The organism is Sphingobacterium sp. UBA7249 (assembly GCF_002472835.1).
Lineage (GTDB): Bacteria > Bacteroidota > Bacteroidia > Sphingobacteriales > Sphingobacteriaceae > Sphingobacterium > Sphingobacterium prati.
Window position 1 is genome coordinate 34,478 of sequence record NZ_DKST01000003.1, and the last position, 6,610, is coordinate 41,087.

At 35.0% G+C, this 6,610-nt stretch carries 6 protein-coding genes; 5 read left to right on the top strand and 1 reads right to left on the bottom strand.

Annotated elements, in window-relative coordinates; all coding sequences use genetic code 11:
• The first annotated feature begins 636 nt into the window (after positions 1-636).
• From B4A24_RS02580 to B4A24_RS02590, 3 genes are all read left to right on the top strand, one after another.
• Positions 637-873, top strand: coding sequence for a glycoside hydrolase family protein (locus tag B4A24_RS02580; protein WP_293942320.1), 237 nt, complete (start codon positions 637-639; stop codon positions 871-873).
• A 141-nt stretch (positions 874-1,014) separates the two neighbouring features.
• On the top strand, positions 1,015-1,293 hold the full coding sequence (locus B4A24_RS02585; protein WP_293942323.1) for a hypothetical protein: 279 nt from the start codon (positions 1,015-1,017) through the stop codon (positions 1,291-1,293).
• A gap of 407 nt (positions 1,294-1,700) precedes the next feature.
• Positions 1,701-1,976, top strand: coding sequence for a hypothetical protein (locus B4A24_RS02590; RefSeq protein ID WP_293942326.1), 276 nt, complete (start codon positions 1,701-1,703; stop codon positions 1,974-1,976).
• A gap of 297 nt (positions 1,977-2,273) precedes the next feature.
• On the opposite strand, the gene B4A24_RS02595 is transcribed toward B4A24_RS02590, so the two are convergent.
• Complete coding sequence (locus tag B4A24_RS02595) at positions 2,274-2,477, bottom strand: DUF6965 family protein (protein ID WP_293942329.1); 204 nt, start codon at positions 2,475-2,477, stop codon at positions 2,274-2,276.
• Between the two features lie 617 nt (positions 2,478-3,094).
• On the opposite strand from B4A24_RS02595, the gene B4A24_RS02600 reads away from it, so the two are divergent.
• Positions 3,095-3,271 (top strand): hypothetical protein, encoded by a 177-nt coding sequence (locus tag B4A24_RS02600; RefSeq protein WP_157739574.1) that lies wholly within the window; start codon positions 3,095-3,097, stop codon positions 3,269-3,271.
• Between the two features lie 1,085 nt (positions 3,272-4,356).
• On the top strand, positions 4,357-4,659 hold the full coding sequence (locus B4A24_RS02605) for a hypothetical protein (protein WP_293942336.1): 303 nt from the start codon (positions 4,357-4,359) through the stop codon (positions 4,657-4,659).
• Positions 4,660-6,610 lie beyond the last annotated feature (1,951 nt).

Sequence of the window (6,610 nt, forward strand, 5' to 3'; positions counted from 1 at the left end):
TGGTCGGTCCTAGGGATCGGACCTGTGACTGCCAAGAGTCTACTGGTCGAACTGGAGGACATCATGTATCAAGAATTTTAAGCACTTATGATGTTTAATCAAACAAGCCACTATCTCGAAAGGGGCATAATAAACCCGATGTCATATATACTCCACCGGGCTAAATCAAATTATTACCTTTTAAATCTTAGATAAATATGTGGAAATAAAATATATCAACTGTTATGAACTGTCAGGCAATTAAAAAGCCCAATGAATACCGGAAACCATTGGGCCAAATGTTAGCTAGTTTAAATATAATGATGTTATGAAGTTAAATAAAATAACAATAAAAACAAATAACCCGATGGAATCAGAATTACCATCGGGTTAAACAAAGATACAAAGTGTGTTTGAATGAATTATTTGAAGATAATTAATCTTTTAGATATAGGGAAATAAAAAGCCCAACAGCATGGACACCATTGGGCTATAACCAATTTTTGTAATGATAAACTACAAGGATTTNNAGGAAATTAAAATGAAAACAAGAGAAAAGGGATTGGCATTGACCCAAACCCGTACAGTGATCCGATTGGTATTCCTACCATTGGATATGGTTTCACATACTATCTGCCCGATAAGTGAAAGGTAACGATGCAAGACAGAGCATTGACCGAACATCGGGCTACATGTATGCTGAAGGATATCCTGAAGGGATATGAGAATGATGTAAACAGGCTCGTCCGTGTGCAGTTGACACAGAACCAGTTCGATGCCTTGGTGAGCTTTTCCTTTAATCAGGGAGCGACAAACCTTGGCAAGTCTACATTATTGAAGATGCTCAAAATAAACCCAAACGATCCTTCCATCGGTGAGGAATTCGGGAATTGAATAAGGCCGGGAGAAAGGTGTTTGCAGAATTGGTAAGAAGGAGAAAAGCAGAAGCGGATTTATAATTCAGTAAGTAAGGAGATGAATGAGTTAGAAAAAGAGCAATAGGCACAACCAAAAGGTAGCAAACAGCCAACTTTCATGCAAATAGTTAGCCATCCTGTTACCTATGCATTGATGGTTGTGGTGTCTGTATTCTGGTTTGTCCTCTATTGGGTAACCGATAGGGGCGACAGCCAGAACGTCAAGATGATCCAGAGCCAGGACGGGCTTTACCGGCAGATGATCGAGGAAGTAAGGAAGCATGTCACGCCTGCAGTGGACAGGATAAATGAAGCCGCTACCAAAGTGGACAGTGCTGCAATTCGTGTTGATAGTGTTGCTCAACAGCAGAAACCAAGGAAAAGTGCAAAGAAATGAGTTGGTTTGTATTAGTGTTCTTTGTGATAAGCGTGAGCTATCATCCAAAGAGCGAACCAAGCAAAAGGAATGGACTGGCTGAGACTATTGAAACATTGTTATCAAACTCGACACGATTTCCAATAAGCTAGATAGAATTTCACAGATGATCGAACAGTTATGAGATTAATTTTAATGGCAATGGTCTGCGCTCTACTGACTGGGTGCGGACTTTTCAAGAAGTCAAAGATAGTGGTAAAACCCTAGCTATCATAGAGATGAGTAAAGATATCAAGGGCAGTGCGGACACCAAATAGGAGCATGTGGACTGATCCAAAACTGATGTAAAATCAAGCGTCCAAAGCGATGAAAGCACAAAGGTTTATCCAACTAAGTGGACCGAGATTAAAATCAATCCTGATGGCTCTATGACGTATCAAGCTTACAGTATAATTCAAAAGGCAAGAAGGAACAGCAATGAAGCTAAGAATATTGCTAATGATATAAAGAATACTTTGGATCAGAAGGCAGACAGTGTCGATGAAGAAAAAGGAAATAAAGAAGAAAAGAAGCAGTCCGAGGAAAGGACCAGTACACCGGATAAAGGGGCAATATTCGTCAATAAAATTGGATGGGTAGTAGCAATACTCATTGTGTTGATTGTGGGTGCGTGGTGGTTCTTTGGTATTGGGAGGAGGAAGTGAGATTTTGGAACGAATATTGCAAATTATGTTTATATAGCACAACTATTTTTAATACCTGTTAGAATTTTACATAAGACAGTACTAGCAGTTAAGCCACTGTAAAAGGTGGCTTTTTCATAAAAAATCCCCAATCTAAACATAAGACCGGGGATCTTGATAAGAAATTTTATGGAAAAACTAATTAGCAGCCCTTTTTAAATTTTCCCTGATACATGGAAACAGGGAGTAGGATATATGTTTATTGATAGGGCTATGTATTTCCAAATTTAAAAAGGTAAGGATTTCAAGTCAAGGGTTTTAAGAATTTTTAACAGTTCCATAGAACAGCATCAACCGATCATAGCTTGGGCATTTTTCAATTTCCTTTTTCCAGTTGTCACAGTCTCTGAATTGTGTAGCTAAAAACCTCTCTGCATTACATACCACCATGTGCGTAGCGATCCGTATATTATCCTCATATTGCCTGTTCAGCAATTCTCTCCTTAATTCATCTAATGTCATCTGGCAAAAATAAAAAATCCCCAATCCATTTGCTATGTCGAAAACAAATTAGACCAGGGATAAACAATAGATATAAACTCTAAATCAATATTAAAAAACCCTGCGTTGATCTGCAGGGTTCACTTAACAAAACAATCCCTTTTCTGTCTTAGGGATTACACTCAAATGCATGAACAGATTTGAGTGACGACTGACTGAGAAAGTAAGCCGTCAGAATCGTGAATGAGACGATGCTGACTTTGGTAATGTAGTCATTAAATCAATCGCCTGTATAAACATTCGGATATATTCCTAAATTATAAATATCCTCTCCAATTTTGATTAGCCACTGTTTGCCATCCACGGTGTACATGGTCCACATTTCGCCATCAATATTTTCTATTTCAGCTTCTTTAGAATAAAATAACTCACCACTGAATGTAACAGGGAAAGTAATATTTTTCCTGTTAGACTCTATTCCCCCCCGCGCAATAAACTTTTCGCAGTTGAGAGTATGGTATCTATTGGAATCTTTTTCATGTATGATAAACAATTAATTAAGGTATTTGTGTCGAAATAAATTAATTTAAAATAAATCGAAACAATTTTATCTTATATTGTTCTATATAATAAAGGAAATGAATGAATATTCAAAATTAGATGTAAGGGCTTTTGTAAGTAGATATGCTGTTTGGATAGCAAGGACAAGGTCTAAAGAAGAAGCTATCGAATACGCTGAAAAGGTACTAAAGGATAATCCAATAATCCTAAACCTCGTTTTAGGGGATATCCAGGAAGTGGTAGATAAGAAATAGGATTTATTTTACAGATTCATCTAATTCGGTTGCTAAAAATATTGGTAATTTTGTTACATGTCAGCACCAGCATGGATTAACACCAGCATGGATTAACAGGAGCAAGCAAACGTCCGTATCCCCCCGACCAAGCAATATGTACTTGGTCGGGCGATACTTATATACGTTGACGAATACAAAAATATGATCTTTTGTTAGCTGGTCGATCTTGATATAATCTAAATCTTTTATCAGCCAAAAATACCTTAAAAATGTTTAACCTGTCCTCCTATGGATTGTAGGTATTTTTCTTAAGAGTACTTTTTGTGAATACAAGATATTCATCAAAACAATGACATACATTATATTTTTCATGATTTGAATGATCAGAGTATTTGAATTGTTCTTAAGGACTGAATCCAAGCTTTAGAAGTTCTTTTGTGGATTCCTTTACAAGCCTTAAGTTGTTTTAACCTCTCTTTTTTATTATGCATGGAATTTATGGTATTGAAGACTTTAAATCTTTCATACTTTTTTCCACCGGGTTTTTGATTTCTTAAGAGATTAGATAATGGATAATGAACAGACCATTCTTTGGCGAATTACATTTTAAGTAATAATAAAATAGAAATTATAGAAATGGTTGACTTTATGACAGAGCAAATTAGGTGCTAAAATTTATTTTGCATAATTCTGGAGCGATTGGCTAAAATAAAATATAGGAAAACAGCTAAAAACAGCCTTAACCTATACGGTTATTTTGTTGGCAAATGCTGCATATGCACAGGAATTTTCAAACAATAAAAAAAGTTATTAAGGAAAATACATTACAAGAAAAACAGAAAGAAATGCATGGAGCTATTTTAAAAAAGTCGATTAGGCGAATTTGATAACGAATATTATGGACTATATTCAGAAAATGTTAAACTGTACTTCCCAAAGTTTGGTTTTGGAAAGGGTAAGGATTGTATTAAGCAATTTGGAATGACAATGACTGGTTTTCTTCAAGGTCTTATCCACGATGTTGAAAATTTTAATTACATCCCTTCCGATAATATGGTGGTTGTTGAAGGTAGTGAACAAGGAATTAAAATGTACGTTAAGGAGTGATAGGACGATGTTACGGCCTTAGTTGCGGAGTTCTTCCAGATTCATTCAAGAAAAAACAAGGAATTCTGGATGATCTCTTTGCAGATTTGGTGGATTTTGATTTAGCAGGAAATGAAGAGAAATTTCCATGGATGGGCGTTAGAAGGGATTACACGAATAAATCCTGGAACGGTATAAGACCAATTCGAGTTCCATATGACCTGGAGAATATGAATCAGGATTTTAATAAGAGGTTAATTAGAAAAAATCCGTGTTTCAAAGGTGAGGAGATGAAAAGTCGTCTAAATGACGGTTATTAGCAACAAAAGGCAACAAACAAAGTGTGAAACCATAGCCTAAAGTGCTGTATTCCACAATTTGTCTTGGCCATTGACAGGCTTACTTGCAGCTAGAAGACAATTGTATGAATAATCCTTAGCTAATGCCAAAGTCCCATGTGCATCGATGTCCTTCAGAGCCAATTAGAAATGGAACTCTGTTGTTTCGATAATGTTTGGGTTCTCTTAAAGTCTTTGACCACCGAATTTTTTAAAATCAGATCCACAATTACATAGTATAGCTCCACATCCACGGTATTTGAAATCATCTTCGCCCTTTATACTTCCAAATTCCTTGGCCTTTTTGGATTTCCCAAATCATACACACGTTCAGTTAATTCTTATAGATTACCAACTAAACGGTTAGCTTCAGCTACAGCTACCTTTGGTGAATATTTACCCACTTCAAAAATCTGCATGATCCTTTATCCAATATCATTCGTATTCTCAATACCAATTGTAAAGCCTCCCTTTTCATAGTGGATCTGGATAAAGAAAGGCCCCGTTTGGGCAATGGTATTTTCAAGGTTCCTCGTAAATTTAGGTAGGGGTTCCTAGCCTATAGATCCATCTGGATTAGCCCATACTAATCGATATAAATTCTTTATTCTCTCTATCCTTTTCATGGCAATCAACTTTCTCGTGTTTTCATTTTTCTTTATTATATTTATATCTCTACACACATCCATTCTCAATTAATGGCCCAATGGCATTTTTGCTGTTGGGCTTTTGTTTTATAATATTATTGATTAATTTCAACAGATTCATTCAAATATGCTTTGTATTTTTGTTTAACCCAATGGAATTGGTAGGGCCATTGGGTTTTTTATCAGTACCTTTATTAAAAATTAATTCTATAATTTTTGATTCTAACCCGATGGCACCCAATGCTGTTGGGTTTTTTAATAGAATTAATTACCTTTACCATAAGTTTATGTCGTACATAGTGAGCGTTATCAAATGTTCCCAATGGATATTATTCCATTGGGTTTTTTGTTTTAATAATTGAAACATTTTAATTACTTTTAAGCGATTCGATTTTTACATAATAATCAAATAAGGCTACCCAAGAGCGTTTACGCATTTGGGTATTTTTATTTCCGGATTGCACAGGATGGTCATTGAATATTATATTATTATCTTTATAAAACAATATCAACATATTTAATCACTGACCCGGTGGCCTCTCCATTACCACCGGGTTTTTATTTAGACATATCCTTTTTGTAATGCAAATTCTATTATTTTTTCACTATATTTAAATATCAAAAACATTCATTTGGCAGTGTCGTTTTTGATTTCAATGGATTTGTTCATCCCATTGGGTTTTGTTTTAAATATTATTTTGTTAACTTCATGATATTATTACATCGTTACAAATAAACTAGCTATCGATAAGCCCAATGTCACCTTATTCATTGGGCTTTTTTAATCATAGCTAAATGGCGGCTTGTTAATTAATTAAACTTACCGATGATTTAATTAGACTCACATTCAACATAGGTAGCATTACATAAAAGCCATTAGTATNNAGTATACAAATCTGGTTTAAGAACTGTATTTTGATAATCCACAATCTCAATGTTTTTACCTGACAAATCGAAATCACTCCAATTTGATATTATCTACCATCGAACTTGAGTAATCAAAATATACCATAAAACCATAGTTTACAGGAACCATAAATACGCTCAATATAATCCCAACTGTTGTTTTGGTTAAATCAGTGTAAATAAGATAGAAAGGTTAAAGTTCGGTTTTATAAAACTTATAGCATAAAGAAATCCCCAACCAATTAAGGAAGGGGCTCAAAATTCAACAAATAAATTCAACATTAAATCTTATTAAGATAAAGCTTGAATTTACCTTTTACTAAATCAAATCCGTCGTTTTCCGCAATTGATGGGATTGTGAATTCAAAAGTGCCTTCAAT

Excerpts from the sequence above, each read along its gene's own strand:
- B4A24_RS02580 (WP_293942320.1), top strand. The coding sequence starts at position 637 with ATGCAAGACAGAGCATTGACCGAACATCGGGCTACATGTATGCTGAAG.
- B4A24_RS02585 (WP_293942323.1), top strand. The coding sequence starts at position 1,015 with ATGCAAATAGTTAGCCATCCTGTTACCTATGCATTGATGGTTGTGGTG.
- B4A24_RS02590 (WP_293942326.1), top strand. The coding sequence starts at position 1,701 with ATGACGTATCAAGCTTACAGTATAATTCAAAAGGCAAGAAGGAACAGC.
- B4A24_RS02595 (WP_293942329.1), bottom strand. The coding sequence starts at position 2,477 with ATGACATTAGATGAATTAAGGAGAGAATTGCTGAACAGGCAATATGAG.
- B4A24_RS02600 (WP_157739574.1), top strand. The coding sequence starts at position 3,095 with ATGAATGAATATTCAAAATTAGATGTAAGGGCTTTTGTAAGTAGATAT.